The following is a 16,023-nucleotide window of genomic DNA, read 5'->3' as shown; positions in this document are numbered from 1 at the left end:
GGCTTACATGGCAGAGGTCCGGCTCACCGATATCCGCAAGTCCTACGGCTCGCTCGAGGTCATCAAGGGGGTTAATCTCGAGGTTTCCTCAGGGGAATTCGTCGTCTTCGTCGGTCCTTCCGGCTGCGGCAAGTCCACGCTGCTCCGGATGATCGCGGGGCTGGAGGACATCACGTCCGGTGAGCTGACCATCGGCGGCACCGTGATGAACGATGTCGACCCGTCGAAGCGTGGCATCGCCATGGTGTTCCAGACTTATGCCCTCTATCCGCACATGACCGTGCGCGAGAACATGGGATTTGCCCTGCGCTTTGCCGGCATGGCAAAGGATGAGATCGAGCGCCGCGTCAACGCCGCGGCGAAGATCCTCGAACTCGGACCGCTGATGGACCGCAAGCCAAAAGCGCTGTCCGGGGGACAGCGTCAGCGTGTTGCCATCGGCCGCGCCATTGTGCGCCAACCGGATGTCTTCCTGTTCGACGAGCCGCTCTCCAACCTTGATGCGGAACTGCGCGTGCACATGCGCGTCGAGATCGCGCGGCTTCACAAAGAACTGAATGCCACGATAATCTACGTCACCCATGACCAGGTCGAGGCGATGACGCTCGCAGACAAGATCGTCGTCCTGCGCGGCGGAATTGTCGAGCAGGTCGGCGCGCCGCTCGCGCTTTACGATGACCCTGATAACATGTTCGTCGCGGGGTTCATCGGCTCGCCGAAGATGAACTTCCTTCCTGCCAAGGTGACCGCCACGGCTGCAGGCACCGTCACAATCGGCCTGACCGCGCAACCTGAGACGGTCTTGACACTTCCCGTCGCGCGCCACTGCACGATCGGGGAGCCGGTTCAGCTCGGTGTACGGCCTGAACATTTCCTCGCCGAAGGTCAAGGCGACGCACAGCTGATCGCTCAGGTCGACGTCATCGAGCACCTCGGCAATACCAGCTATGTGTATTCCCATATCACCCCCGGTGAACAGATCATCATCGAGAGAGAAGAACGGCGTGGCGTCGACCGACGTACGGACCGCATCACCGTGGGATTGTCGGCCGCGCATTGCCTGCTGTTCGACGAACAGGGACAGCGGATACGCTGAGACGGCTTGCGCCGCCTCGGCCAGACATTGATGAAGGGGCCGAACCCGGCCATCGGTTTACTCGCGAACATGATCGTGTTTTGATGGTGGACCCGCTTGACAAAGGTCGCCTGAGCAGATTTTAATCAAGCTCATAAAGTAAGCACTTTTGCTTCCATCTGACATTCGGCGCTCAGCGCCACCGGGCAACAAAGCCCACAACGCCCCGCCATCGGGATCTGCGTTGTGGGCTTTTTCGTATTTGGAAAACGCATGCAGCAGACGGCGAAAATCGGTGTCCTCTATTCGACCACCGGCCCTTACGGGGCCATGGGACGGGATGCCCATGGTGGTGTCGCGTTCGCCTTCCACGAATACCATGCCCGTGGCGGAGACAAGATCGAGCCGGTCTTCTACGATCCTCAGGGTGATCTCTCGGCCTATCTCGAAGGTGCCCGCAGCCTGATCCGTGACCACGGTTGCCGCCACATCATCGGCACCATCACGTCTGCCGCCCGCAAGGAAGTCCTGCCGCTGGTCGAAAAACACGACAGCCTCCTGTGGTATGCCTGCCCTTATGAGGGTTTCGAGGCCAATGAGAATGCACTTTATATCGGCGGTTGCCCGAACCAGCACCTGATCCCGCTCTTCGAGCACCTGATCCCTCGCTACGGCGCCCGCCCCTATCTCGTCGGCGCGAACTATGTGTGGGGCTGGGAAATGAACCGGCTGGCGCGTGAGCTGATCGCCAATGCCGGTGGCTCGGTTCTCGGCGAACGGTACCTGCCGCTCGAGGAGACTGCCGTTGAGCGGATCATCGCCGACATCGCCGAGAAGCGACCGAGCTTCATTCTCAACAACCTGATCGGCCCGTCGAGCTACGCCTTCCTGGAGGCCATGAAGGAACTCGGAAGCCGCGATCCGGCCTTCCTGCCGGAAAATTGCCCGGTTGCGAGCTGCGACTTGCAGGAGTCCGAACTCAATGAAGTGGCCGATGGAGCCGCGATCGGCCAGCTCTGTGCGGCGGCGTATTTCAATACATTCAACAGTGCCGAGAACCGCGAATTTCATGCCCGACTGCGCGACTTCGATCCCACGATCGGCGGCGTCTCCAGCATTTTTGCCAGCGCCTACACCGCAGCCTCGCTGTGCATCGCGGCGATCGAGGCGACAGAGGCGGACGAGCCGTCCGGCGTGCGCGAGCACATCCTGTCCCGCACCTGGCCAGGCCTGTTCGGCGACATGATCTTCGACCGCCAGACCAATCACGCGAGCCTGCCTTTTCTGCTCGGTCGGGTGAATGGAAACCGCGGCTTCGATGTGATCGCCTCGCGCCTGCCGCTCGCCGCCGACCCTTATCTCACCGCGACGACCAGCCGCGCGCAACCTTGGCTCAGGGTGGCGAAATGATCTCCAAGACCCCCAACTTCACTGGCTGGAAAGCGGTGATCCTTGCCGAAGAAGACGGCAATGTCGAAAGGTTGCGCCGCCAGCTCTCGTTGCTTGGTGTGACCTCCTCGGTGCAGTGGTTGCCGCTTTCCGGCAGCGACCTGCCGGATCTCGTGATCGTCGATGCCGACCGGGGGTGGGACGAATTGCTGCCCTGGCCATACCAGCGTCCAGCCCGCCCCGTCGCGGCCCTGCTCGGCTCGGAAGCACCGGGCCGTATCGCCTGGGCGATCGGGTGTGGTGCAGGGTCCATCATCCCGAAGCCGGTGACGTCGGCTTCCGTCTATCCGGCGCTCGTTCTCGCGGTCAGCAGCCATGAGCAGCGCCAGCATGAAGAAGCCCGCATCGCCCATCTCGAAGAGCGGCTTCGCCTTCGGCCGGTGGTTTTTGCGGCTATTGAACGCCTCAAGGTCAGCAAATCCATCGACGAGGAAGCCGCCTATGCCCTTTTGCGGGACCATGCCATGCGGCAACGCATGCCGATCGAGCGGCTCGCCGCTCTTTTTCTCGGCGGGGCCGATGTCATGCGGGAGGTTGGCTGATGCGCGTCCTGCGTGAAATCCTCCGTCAGCCGATGGCCCTGTTCGGCTTTGCCATCATCCTCATCGTCGTGATCGGCGCGCTCGGCGCACCGCTCTTCGCACCCTTCAATCCGGACGAACAGATGTTCGACGGATTGACGCTGGAAGGGGCCCCCATGCCCCCGGGTGGCCCCTTCCTGCTCGGCACCGACACGCTCGGCCGCGATCTGCTCTCACGCATGTTGTTCGGCGCGCGCACCTCGCTCCTGATCGGCCTGGTTGCCAATGGCGTCGCGGTCGCGATCGGCCTCGTCGTCGGCATCACCGCCGGCTACATGCGTGGTTTCGCCGGTAGCGTATTGATGCGCTTCACCGATCTGATGATGGCTTTCCCCGCGCTTCTGCTCGCCATTGTTCTGGCGGCCTTACTCAAGCCCAGCCTATGGATCGTCGCCATGGTGATTGCGCTGGTGAACTGGGTGCAGGTGGCACGCATCGTCTATACGGAAACGCGCGGACTGGTGGAGCGCGACTTCATCCTCGCCGAGAAATCGCTCGGCGCCGGCCACGGGCGCATTCTCTTTCTGCATATCCTGCCGCATCTGGTCCCGACGGCCATCGTCTGGGGAACGCTCGGGATCGCAACCACAGTGCTGCTCGAGGCGACGCTGTCCTTTCTTGGCATCGGCGTCCAGCCCCCCAATCCATCCTGGGGCAATATCATCTTCGAGAGCCAGAGCTATTTCCAGGCGGCCCCCTGGCTGGTCTTCTTCCCCGGCGCGGTGATCTTGCTGACCGCCCTCGCCTTTAACCTGGTGGGCGACGCCTTGCGTGATCTGCTCGATCCGACACAGCGCGGGAGGGGCTGATGATCCAGCTTCTTGCCAAACGCCTTGTGCAGGCGGTCCTGATCCTGTTCGGTGTCTCCGCCATCACCTTCGTGCTGCTCTATGCCCTGCCGGCCGATCCCGCCCGCATGCTTGCCGGTCGCAGCGCGACGGCCAAGACGGTTGAAAACATCCGCCACGAACTCGGCCTCGACAAACCGCTCGTCGTGCAGTTCGGACATTATGTCGGTGGCCTGGTCCAGGGAGATTTCGGCCGTTCCTATGCACAAAAAACGGAAGTCTCGACGTTGATTGCCGCCCGCCTCCCCGCAACGCTGACCCTGATGGCGGCCGGCATTGCGCTGGAAGTGCTGTTCGGTTTGGTCCTCGGCGTGATTGCCGCGCTCAACCGCGGCAAGCTCGTCGATCGGGTGATCATGATGTCGTCCTTCGTCGGCGTGTCTGCTCCCCAGTTCGTCGTCGCACTGCTGCTGCTTTACGTGTTTGCCGCAACGCTTGGCTGGTTTCCGATGTCGGGATACGGAACGGCGGCCCATGTGGTCCTGCCCGCGGCCACCCTCGGCTTGCTTGGCGCCGGCTGGTATGCCCGCATGGTCCGCTCGGCGATGATCGATGTCCTGAACCAGGACTACGTGCGCACCGCCCGCGCCAAGGGACTGTCGCGCGCCCGCGTCGTCCTGCGCCATGCGCTGCCCAATGCGACACTTCCGATCATCGCCATGATCGGGATCGACATTGGCCAGTTCATGGGCGGCGTCGTCGTGGTCGAGGCTGTTTACGGCTGGCCAGGTATCGGCCAGCTCGCCTGGCAGGCGATCCAGCAGGTCGACATCCCCATCATCATGGGCGTCACGCTCACTTCGGCACTTGCCATCATCCTCGGCAATCTTCTCGCCGATCTCATCGCGCCGGCGATTGACCCGCGCATCCGTTCACACTGAAGCCTGACAACAAAAAGGGGAACCCGCATGTTCAGACGCTTGCTTCTCAACTCCACCGCTGCGGCCATGATGGCAATCCTGCCGTCGATGGCTGGAGCGCAGGATACACCGGCCAAGGGTGGTGACATTGTCGTCACCTACAAGGATGACATCACCACACTCGATCCCGCGATCGGCTACGACTGGGTCAACTGGTCGATGATCAAGAGCCTCTATTCCCGCCTGATGGACTATGAGCCGGGTACCGCCAACCTCGTGCCCTCGCTCGCCGAAAGCTTCGATGTCTCAGCCGACGGCCTCACCTATACCTTCAAGCTGCGCCCGGGCGTGAAATTCTCGAATGGGCGCACCGTGGTTGCCTCTGACGTCAAATATTCGATCGAACGTGCCGTCAATCCGAAAACGCAAGGGCCCGGCGCCGGCTTCTTCGGCGCCATCGCCGGCTTCGATGCCGTCTCCGGCGGCACCTCGGAAACGCTTTCGGGCATCGAAACGCCTAACGATCAGACCGTGATCTTCAAACTCTCGCGCCCGGACGCCACCTTCCTGCACGTTCTCGCGATCAACTTCGCCTCCGTGGTGCCGAAGGAAGCCGTGGAAGCAGCCAATGGCGATTTCGGCAAGCAGCCCGTCGGCTCCGGCACCTTCATCCTGAAGGACTGGACGATCGGCCAGAAGCTGGTCTTCGATCGCAACCCAGACTATTTCAACAAGGACCTGCCTTATATCGACAAGGTCACCGTCGAAGTGGGCCAGGAGCCGCTGGTGGCACTTCTGCGCTTGCAGAAGGGCGAGGTCGACATCGCCGGCGACGGCATCCCGCCGGCCAAATTCCTTGAGATCAAGAACTCGCCCGAAGGCGCGCAGATGATCGTCGATGGCGAACAGCTGCATACCGGCTACCTGACCCTCAATACCAAGATCAAGCCGCTCGACGACGTCAAGATTCGTCAGGCGATCAACATGGCCGTCAACAAGGAGCGCATCACCCGCATCCTGAACGGCCGCGCAACGCCGGCCAACCAGCCCCTGCCGCCGCTGATGCCGGGCTATGACAAGAGCTTCACCGGCTACGCCTATGACGTCGAGAAAGCCAAGGCCTTGCTCGCCGAGGCCGGTTATCCCGACGGTTTCGAGACCGTGCTCTTCTCGACCAACACTGATCCGCAGCCCCGCATTGCGCAGGCGATCCAGCAGGATCTCGCGGCGATCGGCATCAAGGCCGAAGTTCGCGCCCTTGCCCAGGGCAATGTGATTGCGGCCGGCGGCACCGAAGGCGAAGCGCCGATGGTCTGGTCGGGCGGCATGGCCTGGATCGCCGACTTCCCGGATCCGTCCAACTTCTACGGCCCGATCCTCGGCTGCGCCGGTGCGGTTCAAGGCGGCTGGAACTGGTCCTGGTATTGCAACGAAGCGCTCGACAAGCGGGCCGTTGAGGCTGATTCGATGTCGGACCCAGCCAAGGTTGCCGAGCGTCAGGCCGCATGGGGCAAGATCTTCACCGACATCATGGCAGATGCGCCCTGGGTACCCGTCATCAACGAACGCCGCGTCGTTGCAAAGTCCACGCGCATGGGCGGCCCTGACAACATCTATATCGATCCGACCCGCGTCATCAATTACGACGCCATCTTCGTGAAGCAGTAAGCCTCTCGACGCTTTTCCGTCCCCCGGTGTTTTCGGGGGACGGTTCATCCAACAAAAACAAGCTGGACATCCGGAGCCATCCCATGTGCGTCGCCTGCAACCACACCATCCACAGCGCTCAACACAATTTCGGTTGGAACCGCGATTTTCCGCCGGCCCTGACAGCAAAGCCCGGTGAAACGATCCTGTTCGAATGCATGGATTCCTCCGGCGGCCAGATCGGCCGCGACGCGACGCTTGAAACGCTCGCCAATCTTGATTTCGGCAAGATCAATCCGGTTTCCGGACCAGTCTTCGTTGAAGGAGCCGAGCCGGGCGACGCGCTGAAGGTCACGATCCGCAAGTTTCATCCGTCCGGCCATGGCTGGACCGCCAACATTCCAGGCTTCGGCTTGCTTGCCGACCAGTTCAAGGATCCGGCGCTGCATGTCTGGTCCTATGACACGACCAGCATGGCGCCGGCTGCCTATGGCCCAGGCGGCAAGGTGCCGCTGAAACCCTTTACCGGCACGATCGGCGTGGCGCCGGCTGAGCCCGGTCTGCATTCCGTCGTCCCGCCGCGGCGCGTCGGCGGCAATATGGACATCAGAGACCTCACCGCTGGCGTCACGCTTTACCTGCCGATCGAAGTCGAGGGCGCGCTCTTTTCCGTCGGCGACACGCATGCAGCCCAAGGTGACGGCGAAGTCTGCGGCACGGCCATCGAGAGCCAGATGAACGTCGAGCTGACGCTCGACCTGATCAAGGGTGCGAACCTGAAGACACCGCGCTTCACGACCACCGAACCTGTCACCCGCCATCTCGACGGCGCAGGTTATGAAGTCACCACCGGCATCGGTCCGGACCTGATGACGGGCGCGCAGGAAGCCGTCATGCGGATGATCGATCTGCTGACCGCCGAGCACGGCATGAACCCGGTTGATGCCTATATGCTCTGCTCCGTCTGCGGCGACCTGAGGATCAGCGAGATCGTCGACATGCCGAACTGGGTCGTCTCCTTCTACTTCCCGCGGATCGTGCTCCTGTGACGTCTACGTCTCGTCCATCGGTACTCTCTGTCCGCAACCTCTCCGTCGACGCCCGGACGCCGGCGGGCCTGAAACGCATCCTGAATGATGTCAGTTTCGAGATTGCGGCCGGAGAGACCCTCTGCCTGGCAGGTGAATCCGGCTCCGGCAAGTCGGTGACCTCGCTCGCCATCATGGGCCTCTTGCCAAAAGCCGCACTGCGGGTCGCCTCGGGCGAGATCACGCTTGGGGGGAAGCGCCTGCTCGGCCTCTCCGAAAGCGCCATGCGCCGCATCCGCGGTCGTGACGTCGCGATGATCTTCCAAGAACCGATGACCTCGCTCAATCCGGTCATGACGATCGGTGCGCAGATGGTGGAGGCCATTCGCGAGCATCGGGAAGGCAGTTCGGAAAGCCCCGAGACCATTGCCCGCCAAATGCTCGATGCGGTCCACATGACGGAAGCGGCCCGGCGCCTCACACAGTATCCGCATGAACTCTCAGGCGGTATGCGCCAGCGGGTTATGATCGCGATGGCGCTCTCCTGCCGCCCGAAGGTGTTGATCGCCGACGAGCCGACCACAGCCCTTGATGTGACCGTTCAGGCGCAGATCCTGACTCTGATCCGGGAGCTGCGCCAAGAGTTCCAGACCTCGATCCTGATGATCACCCATGACATGGGGGTCGTTGCCGAAATGGCCGATCGGGTCGCGGTCATGCAGCAAGGGCTCGTCGTCGAGCAAGGGGACGCCCTCGACATTTTCGAACGACCGGCCGCTGCCTATACGCAGCAACTGCTTGCTGCCGTTCCGCGTCTCGGCGCCCTCGCCGGGACATCAGAGCCACCAAAGGTGACGTCCCACCCGCCTTTGCCGGCATCTCCCGCGCCCGTCCTGGAGGTGACAGACCTCAGCGTGACCTATGGAGCCAAGACGGGCTGGTTTTCACGCGGCAAGGCAGCTCAGCCCACGGTGAAGAAGATCGGTTTCGAGCTGAAAGCCGGCCAGACGCTGGGGCTTGTCGGAGAAAGTGGTTCCGGCAAGTCGACGACCGGCAAGGCAGTGCTCGGCCTCATTCCGTTTGATGGCAGCGTGCGGATTGCCGGACGCGAAGTCTTCCCGTCCTCTCCTTCGATCATGCTGCCGATCCGTCGCAGCGCGCAGATGATCTTCCAGGACCCGTACGCGTCGCTGGACCCGCGCATGAGCGTGGGGGCGGCTATCGCCGAACCGCTGCTCATCCACGGCATCGCCAATGCGTCCGAACGCAAGGATCGGGTGGCCGCCCTGTTGAAACGCGTTGATCTCCCGCCGGAAGCGGCAGACCGCTATCCGCATGAATTCTCCGGCGGGCAGCGCCAGCGCATCTGCATCGCACGCGCGCTGGCCCTCCAGCCGCAACTGATCGTCGCTGACGAAAGCGTGGCCGCTCTCGATGTCTCGGTTCGCGGCCGCGTGCTCGATCTGATGCTGGAACTGCAGGAGGAAATGGGGCTGGCCTACCTCTTCATTTCCCACGATATGGCGGTGATCGAGAAGATGTCGCACACGGTCGCGGTCATGCGCGCGGGAGAAATCGTGGAGATCGGCCCCCGTGCCGAGGTTTTTGAGGATCCTCGTGACCCTTACACCCGAGCCCTGATGGCCGCAGTCCCCATCCCCGATCCGCGCCACTATCGCCAAACACAGCGGATGGCCTGAGAGGGAAGCGCGGCTCTGCCAGCCTTGGTCCTTAGAAACTGCGAGGCATGCGCAACAACCATGGCGCATGCCTTCGGATAAGACGTGCTCTAGATCGGCTTGCTGAAGCTATCGGTGAACCGCACCGAACCGTGGTGCTCGCCTGCCTCGCACAGCACGACATCCATGGCATCGGACATCACATTCACGACGGCAAAGCCGCCCATGAACCCGGCCTTCGGCTTGAAGATGTCGATACCGTCTCGATTGTAGATCATGGCCGTTTCATGCTGATGGCCATGAAAGAGACCGATGACGTTATAGGGTCGAAGCAGATCTACCATTTTTGAACGGTCGTCGGCGCTCCACCAGTGTGGCGGCCCCTTGCCTTCTCCATCGAAGGTCTGTTTGTCGGCATCCCACATCTCGGTCGAGAACGGGTCCCAGCCATAATGCTGAAACAGGATGACGGGTTTCCGGTTGGCTGCATACGTTGCCAGATCATCGGCGAGCCACTCGAGACCGGAAATCGCGCCCTTGGTGGTGTCGCCGGCAAAACGCTGCGTCTGCACGAGATGGACATGGGGCCAATCCCAGGAATAGCAGTCGGACTCGACATGGTAGTTTGTGACCGGAACCGGGGGCTTGAAGAACACGGTCGAGCGGTGATTCAGTTCGACATAATCTCGAAGTTCGCGCCGATACCAATCGACATGTGGTGCCGGGCCGTCCTGATCGAGGTCGTGATTGCCGAGGCCGAGATAGACCGGGAAATGCACGCGGTCCGGTCCGACGCCTTCCTGATATCTCTGGCTGAATTGCCGCAGCTGATATCCCTCGCCGGGGATAGCGCCTTGACCGCCCCCGTCATCCGTCAGATCCCCACCGATCACGACACCTTTCGGAATACCGATCTTCCGGCCCGCACCGACCAGAGGGGTCGGCTTTCCGGATATCGTCGTGGGCCAGGACAGTTCCGGGACCCGGTTGATAGCGGCGACATGGCGCAGGAGGTTCTCGTCGGTCTTGCCTTCTTCGGCGCAGTTGGGCGCGAGACCGTTCGCCATACGGCAGGCATGGATGTCATTCGTGAACACGAATGTCGTGCTGTGATTCTGCTGCGATGCCGCAAAGCCGGAACGGTAGAACAGGCCCGTGGAAACCGCCGCCGTAGCGGTCCGGAGAAAATCGCGTCTCTTCATGATGGGGCGCATGTCTTTTGCATTCTCCGGATTGGTCAGGCGACGCAGGCGGTCAGGGCACGAAGCACATGAGGTTTAAATTCGGCAGCCTCTCTCGTCCAGAGTCGGCCACCTCATCGTCATGCGAATTCGAGCACCGCCTCGAATCTGGTCTCGCCGTCCGAGGGGATGTAAGAGCGGAGCTTCAATTTCCCGTTCATCTGCGTCATCAGACGGTGAACGATCGCGAGCCCCAGACCCGATCCCGGCTGGTTCGTGCGACCGCGACGATACCGTTGCCGATACTGTTCCACATCCTCTTCGATACCTCCGGGCACTACGTTGACGACAGCGATGTGTCGGTCCTTGGCCAGATGAATTTCAATCGGGCGAGCGTCATCTCCATATTTGGCAGCATTTTCGAGCAGGTTCTTGAAGGCGATGCCGAAGGCATCGGGATCGATCGGCAGCAGCTGGGGTTGTTCCGGAAATTCCCGCGTCACCTGCACCGCCACTGCCGGGTGCGCGCGGACGAAATCGTCGAGCACGAGATCGAACAACACCGAGAGATCCGTTCTCTCGGTTGCCGTCCCGATCCCCGCATCGGCGCGGGCGAGCTGCAGCAGCTTCTCCACCATGGAAGAAAGCCGTCGCAAAGCCGCATGAACCTGCGAGGCACGCCTTCGCGGCGGGCCGTCGTCGAGTTCATCCATCAGAAGCTCGATCTGGGCCAAGGCACCAGCGAGGGGCGTTCGCAGCTCGTGCGCGCTGTTGGCCGAAAGATCGCGTTCCGCCTGCAAGGTCGCGGTCAGGCGCTCCAGGAGCCGGTTGATCGAACCGGGTATCGCGGCGAGTTCGGCCGGCAGATCCGCGATCTCGATCGGCGTCAGGTTGGCGCCGTCGCGCTCGGAAATGGCGTCCCCCAGCCGCGCGACAGGCGCCGTCGCCCGCGAGACGATCCACCAGACAGCCAGCATGCCGAGCGGCAGAAGAATCATGATCGGCAGCAAAAGTGCGAGTGCGCTTTCCAAGGTCGCCTCGCGACGGTGGTCAAGCGAATCCGCCATCTGTACAAAGAGACTGTCACTCACCGTCGCGACGGTAAAGATCCTGCGGTCGCCGTCATCGGCAAAACCCGGTACGAGGGGAGCGCCATACGGTTCGGCCGAGACATTGTTCGAATGCAGGAGAACACGTCCGGAGGCATCGCGTACCTGGTAGGTCAGATATTCGTCGCGAATGTCGCCTTTCGGGTCAACGACGCGATAAGGCTCTTCTCGCGCTTCGCGACGAAACAGGTCGTCCACCACCAGCGGCACCAGCCGCTCTGTCGTTTCCTGCAAAGCACTGTCGAAGACTTCGTCGTACTCGTCCCGCATAATCGTGATGCCGAGCAGGACGGCGACCGTCCAGAAGCCGAAGAGGAGAACGGCAAGCGAGACGATCAAGGTCCGGGACAAGCTGGCCGGTTTCTCTGACATATCAGGCGATCCTGTATCCGAGACCACGCATCGTCTCGATCACGTCTTTGCCGAGCTTGCGGCGCAGACGACTGACATAGACTTCGACCGTATTGCTCTCCACCTCGGCTCCGAATTCGTACAGCGCCTCTTCGATCTGCCCCTTGGAGACGATCGCGTGGCGGCGCGCGATCAGCCGGTCGAGAACCGCCCATTCGCGCGACGACAGACTGATCTCGACGCCGTCTTGCGACACCACTCTCCGTTCGGCAACGAAGACCTTCAGCGCGCCCAAAGTCACTTCCGGCAGGGGCTGAGTGCCATAGCGGCGCGCAACCGCCTGCATTCGCGCCTCCAGTTCGCCCATATCCACGGGCTTGACCAGATAGTCGTCCGCCCCTGCATTCAGACCCGCAATGCGGTCCGAAACCTGATCATGCGCGGTCATGATGATAACGGGCGTGACATCTCGTCGAGCCCGAATCCGTGTCAAGATGTCGATACCCTTCCCATCGGGCAGCCGCAGATCGAGGAGAACCAGATCATAGGGGGCGGCGGTCAGGCTTGCCTCGGCAGTCTCCACCGTCACGGCCCAATCGACGGCATGGCCCTGCCGGCGGACGTGCGTGCGAACCGCATCCCCCAGCAACTCGTCATCTTCCACCAAAAGCACGCGCATGCATTCACCCTACGAATGCCTCGAAACAGGCGGGTAGTTGGTAACCGCCTCGCCCGAAAGGTCAAGCTGGCCTGTGGTAAGCGAGAAAAGGGAGATTGGTGATCAGCGAGCCCGGATACAGATCTGGCGGAACCACAACCCCGTGGCACGAGTTGTCCAAAGGCTTGCAACACAGGAAGGAAAAACAATGGATCACCGCAACCACGTCCGTCTCGCTCCCACTGAACTCACACCTTCAGTCCTGCAAGGGGCGACGGTTTACGGGGCTGACGATCACAAGGTCGGCAAGGTCGATCACGTTCACGGTGTCGGCGCCATGAGCCATGCCGTCATCGATGTCGGCGGCTTCCTCGGGATCGGCGCCAAGCCGGTTTCCGTTCCCCTCAGCGACCTGGATTTCATGCGTGACGAGGATGGCGATGTACATGCCGTGACGGCGTGGACGAAGGACCAGCTGAAGGACATGCCGGAACACAAGCATTGACGCCCGGCGTCAGATTTGACGTTATCGCCATAGCTTAATGGCACCGATGCCATGACACTTGCCCATCGCCCAGGCGGGGCTGCCCGGGCGATGGTTTCGGAACGTTGCGGGCGCGACGACCTCTTGGCGGAAATGCCGTCTCGATGCGCCCATGGGTTCCGAAACGCCTAGTGCAACAGGCCCTTAAAGGCGTCTGCCTGGCTTTCGATCCAAGGCTCGAATGCCTGAGGCTCAAGACCAGTGAGCGTCTTGTAGTCAGAGGTCACCTGGGCCAGGCCCCCGACACCGATCATGGTATCAATCGATGCGAAGACGCGTGCGACCGGCTCCGGCAGGCCCGCACCGATCATGCCCTGGACGAGCCCTTCGAGCGGTACTTCGACCACGGTGATCTCCTTGCCGGCGGCGGCACCGATCAAGGCAGCAATATCCGCGTGGCTGAAGGTGTCAGCGCCAGTGAGAGTATAGATCGTCTTCGCGTCGGTCGGAGCGATCAAGGCAGCCGCCGTGGCACGGCCGATGTCGTCCCGGGCGATGTGCGCAATGCGCCCACCGGCTGCAGCGGAGTACCAATGGCCGGAGGCGAGTGCCGCGCCCGCCGAAAGGAAGACATTCTCGAAGTACCAGTTGTTGCGCAGGATGGTCCAACCCGGAATGGAACTGGCCTTGATAGCAGCCTCCGTGCCCTCATGATCGGGCGCAAACAGCAGGGGCGAATTGGCGGGTTCCGGCATCGAGGTATAAAGCAGGTGTCGGACGCCTGCCTTTTCGGCCGCGGCTATCGCTGCCTTGTGCTGAACGAGCCGGTGCCCAGGCCGATCGAGGCTGTCCGTGCTGATGATGAGGACACGGCCGACGCCGGCAAAGGCTTTTTCCATCGATGCGGCATCGTCGAAATCGACTGCCCGAGTTTCAACGCCTTTAGCTGCCCAGGCAGCCAGAGCTTCAGGCTTGCGGCTCGCCGCGACGATATCGGCCGGCGCAACCTTGTAGGTTTCCGTCAGGTGGTGAAGGACGCTCTGGCCGAGTTTGCCGGAAGCGCCGGTGACGAGGTACTTTGCAGTCATGGATCATGCATCCTTGCAGCGATTAGGTGGGCTCAAAAACAGGGCTGGTCTGTTTTTCAGAGTTGCTGTAGATTGCAGATCCATGAGATGCCGTAAAGTAGGCAGTTTTTTAGAACCATGTCGGATGGAGAATACCGGTGACGGCGCATGTGAAGCCAATCCCCGATGTCGAGCAGGCGATCGGTGCAATCAAGGCTCTGCTGGCCGAACCACTGGGTGGCCCATTCGATCCGAAGAATTGCCCTGTTCGGGACGTGTTCTCCCACATAGGAGACAAATGGGCCTCACTGATCCTGCAGGTGTTGTGCACGCGCAATCACCGCTTCGGAGAGTTGCGCCGCGCCATCCCCGACATCTCCCAGGCGATGCTGACCAGCACTCTGAGAACGCTGCAGCGCGACGGCCTTGTGCACCGCGAAGTCTTCCCGACCCAGCCACCGAGCGTCGAATACAGCCTGACGGAGTTGGGTCAGTCGCTGATCGGACCGATCGCCGGCCTCGTTCTCTGGTCAGTTGAACATCACGGCCGCATCCAGCAGTCCCGCCGCCAGTATGACGGCGATAATCCTCCTGCCCGCAAACTGCGATAATTTGAGACGCGTGCATCCAGATCTCGTAAACCATATGGTTGAACCGTTTCTAGATAAAAGGCGGATTAAATAGCCCCCAAAAGGGGGTGCATATGATCCGCAGATATTTGTTCGACAGGTCCGGTAATTTTGGCCTGATGACGGCATTGTTGATGGTGCCGCTGGCAGGCGCGGCAGGGTTTGCCCTCGATCTCAGCAATGCACTTCTGGTACGGTCCGATCTACAGGCCAAAGCCGATGCGGCTGCGCTTGCAGCCGTTGGCCAGGTGTCGACCGGGGTCGCCGAAGCCATGAAGATGGGCGGAGATGGCGAGATCTCCGGTGCTGTTGCGGATGCCAAGAGTGTCTTTCTCGCCCAGTCCACATCAAGTGACTACAAGCTCGTCAGTGCAGATGCCGACGTCGTCAAGTCCGGCAACCAGTTGAAAGCTGTGATCTCCTACAAGGCCGAAGTTCCGACCACGCTGTCGCGCATCCTCGGCAAGAATGCCGTGACGGTTTCCGGGACCGCAGAGGCTGTCTTCCAGACGGAGACATTTCGCGATTTCTATCTTTTGCTCGACAACACGCCGTCGATGGGGGTGGGCGCGACGCCCGCCGATGTCGATACGATGGTGGCCAATACCGGCGACAAATGCGCCTTCGCCTGCCACATCGTTAAAGACGGCGTTGTGGACAAGAACAGTTATTACTACCTCGCCAAGAAGCTCGGTGTCACGATCCGCATCGACGTCGTCGCGGCGGCGACCTCGGCCCTGATGGAGACTGCCAAGACCTCTCGCAAGAGTTCCAACCAGTACAGGATGGCGGTTTATACTTTTGGGGAAAAGGCCGAAGACACAAAGCTTCTCGAAGTCGCTTCCCTGACCAGCGACCTCGATTCCGTCAAGACGAAGGCATCGAAGATCGGTCTGATGTCGATCCCCTATCAGGGATACGACAACGACCAGCAGACCGATTTCGATCGGGCCCTGTCGAACGTCGGCAAGCTCATGGGAACCTCCGGTACCGGTAGCAACGCCTCGAACCCGGAAAAGATCGTCTTCTTCGTATCCGATGGCGTGGGCGATGCCTACAAGCCCACGACCTGCACGAAAAAGCTCAATGGCGGCCGTTGCCAGGAACCGATCGACACGACCCAGTGCACCGCTCTGAAGGCGAAGGGATACCGCATCGCCGTCCTTTACACGACCTATCTGCCGCTTCCGACAAACCAATGGTACAAGGATTGGATCAAGCCGTTCCAGAGCGAGATTCCGACCCGCATGCAGGCCTGCGCGTCACCCGGGCTCTACTTCGAAGTCAGCCCAAGCCAAGGTATCGCGGAAGCTATGTCAGCCATGTTCCTAAAGATCGTGAACACCCCTCGCCTTGCCAGCTAGCCCCGTCTCGGAC

At 61.4% G+C, this 16,023-nt stretch carries 15 protein-coding genes; 11 read left to right on the top strand and 4 right to left on the bottom strand.

All coding sequences use genetic code 11. The features are described 5' to 3' along the window. Window positions 1-7: 7 nt before the first annotated feature. The 8 genes from ACT53S_RS20775 to ACT53S_RS20740 all read left to right on the top strand — a co-directional run bounded on the left by ACT53S_RS20775 (window position 8) and on the right by ACT53S_RS20740 (window position 9,188). Entirely contained in the window at window positions 8-1,096 is a 1,089-nt protein-coding gene (locus ACT53S_RS20775) for a sn-glycerol-3-phosphate ABC transporter ATP-binding protein UgpC (RefSeq protein WP_113376884.1), read from the top strand. Between the two features lie 252 nt (window positions 1,097-1,348). After that, window positions 1,349-2,485 (top strand): transporter substrate-binding protein, encoded by a 1,137-nt coding sequence (locus ACT53S_RS20770; protein ID WP_476068388.1) that lies wholly within the window; start codon window positions 1,349-1,351, stop codon window positions 2,483-2,485. Further along, window positions 2,485-3,066 (top strand): ANTAR domain-containing protein, encoded by a 582-nt coding sequence (locus ACT53S_RS20765; RefSeq protein ID WP_113376951.1) that lies wholly within the window; start codon window positions 2,485-2,487, stop codon window positions 3,064-3,066. Before ACT53S_RS20770 ends, ACT53S_RS20765 begins: the two co-directional genes overlap by 1 nt. Next, entirely contained in the window at window positions 3,066-3,914 is an 849-nt protein-coding gene (locus ACT53S_RS20760) for an ABC transporter permease (protein WP_476068387.1), read from the top strand. Before ACT53S_RS20765 ends, ACT53S_RS20760 begins: the two co-directional genes overlap by 1 nt. Further along, window positions 3,914-4,834 (top strand): ABC transporter permease, encoded by a 921-nt coding sequence (locus ACT53S_RS20755; RefSeq protein ID WP_476068386.1) that lies wholly within the window; start codon window positions 3,914-3,916, stop codon window positions 4,832-4,834. Before ACT53S_RS20760 ends, ACT53S_RS20755 begins: the two co-directional genes overlap by 1 nt. A gap of 27 nt (window positions 4,835-4,861) precedes the next feature. Continuing rightward, window positions 4,862-6,481 carry an ABC transporter substrate-binding protein gene (locus tag ACT53S_RS20750; protein ID WP_476068385.1) on the top strand — a complete coding sequence of 540 codons (1,620 nt, stop codon included), beginning with the start codon at window positions 4,862-4,864 and terminating at the stop codon, window positions 6,479-6,481. Between the two features lie 83 nt (window positions 6,482-6,564). Next, window positions 6,565-7,509 carry an acetamidase/formamidase family protein gene (locus ACT53S_RS20745; protein WP_113376888.1) on the top strand — a complete coding sequence of 315 codons (945 nt, stop codon included), beginning with the start codon at window positions 6,565-6,567 and terminating at the stop codon, window positions 7,507-7,509. Next, on the top strand, window positions 7,506-9,188 hold the full coding sequence (locus ACT53S_RS20740; protein ID WP_476068384.1) for an ABC transporter ATP-binding protein: 1,683 nt from the start codon (window positions 7,506-7,508) through the stop codon (window positions 9,186-9,188). Before ACT53S_RS20745 ends, ACT53S_RS20740 begins: the two co-directional genes overlap by 4 nt. An 89-nt stretch (window positions 9,189-9,277) precedes the next feature. Here ACT53S_RS20740 and ACT53S_RS20735 read toward each other — a convergent pair whose 3' ends face one another. The 3 genes from ACT53S_RS20735 to ACT53S_RS20725 form a co-directional block, all read right to left on the bottom strand. Beyond that, window positions 9,278-10,381 (bottom strand): metallophosphoesterase, encoded by a 1,104-nt coding sequence (locus ACT53S_RS20735; protein WP_476068383.1) that lies wholly within the window; start codon window positions 10,379-10,381, stop codon window positions 9,278-9,280. A gap of 107 nt (window positions 10,382-10,488) precedes the next feature. Beyond that, window positions 10,489-11,829, bottom strand: coding sequence for a histidine kinase dimerization/phospho-acceptor domain-containing protein (locus ACT53S_RS20730; RefSeq protein ID WP_476068382.1), 1,341 nt, complete (start codon window positions 11,827-11,829; stop codon window positions 10,489-10,491). A gap of 1 nt (window position 11,830) precedes the next feature. Continuing rightward, window positions 11,831-12,487: a response regulator transcription factor gene (locus ACT53S_RS20725; RefSeq protein ID WP_476068381.1), complete on the bottom strand. Its 657-nt coding sequence runs from the start codon at window positions 12,485-12,487 to the stop codon at window positions 11,831-11,833. Window positions 12,488-12,674: 187 nt separating this feature from the next. Here ACT53S_RS20725 and ACT53S_RS20720 point away from each other — a divergent pair, with 187 nt between their 5' ends. After that, window positions 12,675-12,971: a PRC-barrel domain-containing protein gene (locus ACT53S_RS20720; RefSeq protein WP_113376893.1), complete on the top strand. Its 297-nt coding sequence runs from the start codon at window positions 12,675-12,677 to the stop codon at window positions 12,969-12,971. A gap of 167 nt (window positions 12,972-13,138) precedes the next feature. On the opposite strand, the gene ACT53S_RS20715 is transcribed toward ACT53S_RS20720, so the two are convergent. Further along, entirely contained in the window at window positions 13,139-14,038 is a 900-nt protein-coding gene (locus tag ACT53S_RS20715; protein ID WP_476068380.1) for an NmrA family NAD(P)-binding protein, read from the bottom strand. Window positions 14,039-14,217: 179 nt separating this feature from the next. Here ACT53S_RS20715 and ACT53S_RS20710 point away from each other — a divergent pair, with 179 nt between their 5' ends. Together ACT53S_RS20710 and ACT53S_RS20705 are read left to right on the top strand one after the other, a co-directional pair. Then, complete coding sequence (locus tag ACT53S_RS20710) at window positions 14,218-14,628, top strand: winged helix-turn-helix transcriptional regulator (RefSeq protein WP_476068476.1); 411 nt, start codon at window positions 14,218-14,220, stop codon at window positions 14,626-14,628. 92 nt (window positions 14,629-14,720) lie between these two features. Then, on the top strand, window positions 14,721-16,010 hold the full coding sequence (locus ACT53S_RS20705; protein WP_476068379.1) for a vWA domain-containing protein: 1,290 nt from the start codon (window positions 14,721-14,723) through the stop codon (window positions 16,008-16,010). The last annotated feature ends 13 nt before the right edge of the window (window positions 16,011-16,023 follow it).

Source organism: Allorhizobium sp. DMC15 (genome assembly GCF_056314065.1).
This window is presented reverse-complemented; position numbering and strand designations above follow the sequence as displayed.

Excerpts from the sequence above, each read along its gene's own strand:
- ACT53S_RS20775 (WP_113376884.1), top strand. The coding sequence starts at position 8 with ATGGCAGAGGTCCGGCTCACCGATATCCGCAAGTCCTACGGCTCGCTC.
- ACT53S_RS20705 (WP_476068379.1), top strand. The coding sequence starts at position 14,721 with ATGATCCGCAGATATTTGTTCGACAGGTCCGGTAATTTTGGCCTGATG.
- ACT53S_RS20745 (WP_113376888.1), top strand. The coding sequence starts at position 6,565 with ATGTGCGTCGCCTGCAACCACACCATCCACAGCGCTCAACACAATTTC.
- ACT53S_RS20725 (WP_476068381.1), bottom strand. The coding sequence starts at position 12,487 with ATGCGCGTGCTTTTGGTGGAAGATGACGAGTTGCTGGGGGATGCGGTT.
- ACT53S_RS20730 (WP_476068382.1), bottom strand. The coding sequence starts at position 11,829 with ATGTCAGAGAAACCGGCCAGCTTGTCCCGGACCTTGATCGTCTCGCTT.
- ACT53S_RS20770 (WP_476068388.1), top strand. The coding sequence starts at position 1,349 with ATGCAGCAGACGGCGAAAATCGGTGTCCTCTATTCGACCACCGGCCCT.
- ACT53S_RS20755 (WP_476068386.1), top strand. The coding sequence starts at position 3,914 with ATGATCCAGCTTCTTGCCAAACGCCTTGTGCAGGCGGTCCTGATCCTG.
- ACT53S_RS20715 (WP_476068380.1), bottom strand. The coding sequence starts at position 14,038 with ATGACTGCAAAGTACCTCGTCACCGGCGCTTCCGGCAAACTCGGCCAG.
- ACT53S_RS20760 (WP_476068387.1), top strand. The coding sequence starts at position 3,066 with ATGCGCGTCCTGCGTGAAATCCTCCGTCAGCCGATGGCCCTGTTCGGC.
- ACT53S_RS20750 (WP_476068385.1), top strand. The coding sequence starts at position 4,862 with ATGTTCAGACGCTTGCTTCTCAACTCCACCGCTGCGGCCATGATGGCA.
- ACT53S_RS20735 (WP_476068383.1), bottom strand. The coding sequence starts at position 10,381 with ATGCGCCCCATCATGAAGAGACGCGATTTTCTCCGGACCGCTACGGCG.
- ACT53S_RS20720 (WP_113376893.1), top strand. The coding sequence starts at position 12,675 with ATGGATCACCGCAACCACGTCCGTCTCGCTCCCACTGAACTCACACCT.